This window comes from Algoriphagus confluentis (assembly GCF_036245625.1).
GTDB lineage: Bacteria > Bacteroidota > Bacteroidia > Cytophagales > Cyclobacteriaceae > Algoriphagus > Algoriphagus confluentis.
Genome location: NZ_BTPD01000033.1, coordinates 1 through 2,074, shown reverse-complemented (window position 1 = coordinate 2,074; position 2,074 = coordinate 1). Strand labels below are relative to the sequence as shown.

Annotated in this window: 3 protein-coding genes; all 3 read left to right on the top strand. The window is 52.3% G+C overall.

Annotated features, from left to right (window positions below; all coding sequences use genetic code 11):
* Positions 1 to 180: IS66 family insertion sequence element accessory protein TnpA (gene tnpA, locus AAA943_RS21745; protein WP_420915626.1), on the top strand; the 180-nt coding region annotated here is incomplete at its 5' end.
* 1 nt (position 181) lies between these two features.
* Positions 182 to 526, top strand: coding sequence for an IS66 family insertion sequence element accessory protein TnpB (tnpB, locus tag AAA943_RS21740; RefSeq protein WP_338219503.1), 345 nt, complete (start codon positions 182 to 184; stop codon positions 524 to 526).
* A 193-nt stretch (positions 527 to 719) separates the two neighbouring features.
* Positions 720 to 2,074: IS66 family transposase (tnpC, locus tag AAA943_RS21735; protein WP_338226524.1), on the top strand; the 1,355-nt coding region annotated here is incomplete at its 3' end.

Sequence of the window (2,074 nt, the reverse complement as noted above, 5' to 3'; positions counted from 1 at the left end):
CTGCCCACCTTCTCCTATTGGTACCGAAAAGTAGGAGCTGGAGCTACGGCTGTCTCATCCGGTTTCACTGAAGTGAGCCCTTCTTTGCCTTCTGGCGATCTTGAGGTAGTCTATCCCAATGGTGTAAGGATTCGGGGGATCCAGGATCTGTCACTGCTTGAGCTACTGGTCAAGCTGTAAGATGTTTGCCTTAGGATCTTCGCACCGGTTCTTTCTTTTCGGCGGGGCGGTGGACATGCGCAAAGGCTTTGACGGGCTTTGCGGTCTGGTCCGCAATTCACTGGACCGGGATCCGCTGTCCGGGGAAGTGTACATCTTCCTGAACCGCAGCCGAACCCTGGTCAAGCTGCTCCACTGGGAAGCCGGCGGACTGGTGATCTACTACAAGCGGCTGGAAAAAGGTACCTTCCGGCCACCCGAGGGAATGGAGGCTGGCGGCAAACTCCCCTGGAGTTCACTGGTGCTGATGGTCGAGGGCATCAGGATTCTGGAATCCCGTCAGCTTCCCAGATTTACCCGACCCTGAGGATTTTTTTCAGGATTTTTACTCCTTTTTTATCGACCGGGGTTCAGGTTTTGGGGAAAGGAACAGGCCCTGAGGATACCGTGGCAGTATTTTATGAGTTAAGACAATAATCATTCTCGGGGGACTGTTTATCCACAGGTGGTGTGGGAAACTAATGCTTTGACCGCTTCTTCCGGGGTGTTATTTTCGGTGCATGAACAAACCCCTAGACCAGCTCTCCACTGCCGAACTCATCGCCCTACTGGGCGAGCGGGATCAGCGCATCGAAAAGCTGGAGGGGATTCTTGCCAAGTTTCAAAAGATGCTCTTCGGTCAGAAGCGGGAGCGCTTTGAGTCCCCTGACCAGCTGAGTCTGCCTTTTGAAACCACAGCCGAAGTACAGCAAGTCCTACAGGAAGAACTCACCCAAAAGGTGGAGTATGTCCGCAGGAAATCCGGCGCTGGACATCCCGGCAGGACAAAACTGCCCGAACAACTCCCCGTGGAAGAGATCGAGTTGTATCCTGAAGGCAATCTGGAAGAGATGACCTGCATCGGCAAAGAAATCACTGAAGAACTGGACTACGTGCCGGCCAAGTTTATCATCCGCCGCTACATCCGTTATAAGTATGTATCCAAAGCCCAGGATGATAAATCCCCGATAGTCATCGCAGCACTCCCTTCCCGCCTGATTGACAAAAGCATCGTGGGAACAGGTTTGCTCGCTTCCATCCTGACAGATAAATACGTAGATCACCTCCCGCTATACCGACAGCTCCAACGCTTCAAACGGGAAAACATCCCAATCGCCTCCTCCACACTGGACGGCTGGGTGAGACAGGGGCTCGAGCGGCTGGAAATCCTTTACGGCTGGTTGGTAAAAGACACCTGCGGGAAAGGATACCTTCAGGCGGACGAAACCACCATCAAAGTACTGGACAGCACCAAAAAGAAAGACACCCATCTGGGCTACTACTGGGTTTACCATAACCCTGTGGACGGCACCGTATTGTTTGATTACCAGAAAGGCCGTAATCAAGAGGCTCCCCAAAAGATACTGGAAGGGTTTAAAGGATACCTGCAGACCGACGGCTATATTGGCTATGACCCGTATGCCGCATTACCGGGTGTCACCCACCTCTGCTGCTGGGCACATGCACGGAGAAAATTCTTTGAGGCCCAGGAAAATGACAGGGCAAGGGCAGAACTGGCACTGGTCTTTATCGGGAAACTCTATGAGATCGAGGCCCATTGCAGGGAAAAGAAGCTGACTCCAAAAGACAGAAAAGCTTACCGGCTGGACAAGGCCCTGCCTGTTATAGATGCCTTTTCCAAATGGCTGACCGAAAACTATGCCCAGACACTTCCAAAAAGTGCCATCGGTATGGCCATGGCCTATACCATGAGACTATGGAAAGAGCTGTCAAACTATCTCCTGGACGGGGTACTCGAAATCGACAACAATACCGTGGAGAACAGGATCAGACCTGTAGCCCTGGGAAGGAAAAACTACCTGTTCGCAGGATCACATCAGGCAGCACAGCGAGCAGCAATGATCTACTCCTTTTT

Excerpts from the sequence above, each read along its gene's own strand:
- tnpB (WP_338219503.1), top strand. The coding sequence starts at position 182 with ATGTTTGCCTTAGGATCTTCGCACCGGTTCTTTCTTTTCGGCGGGGCG.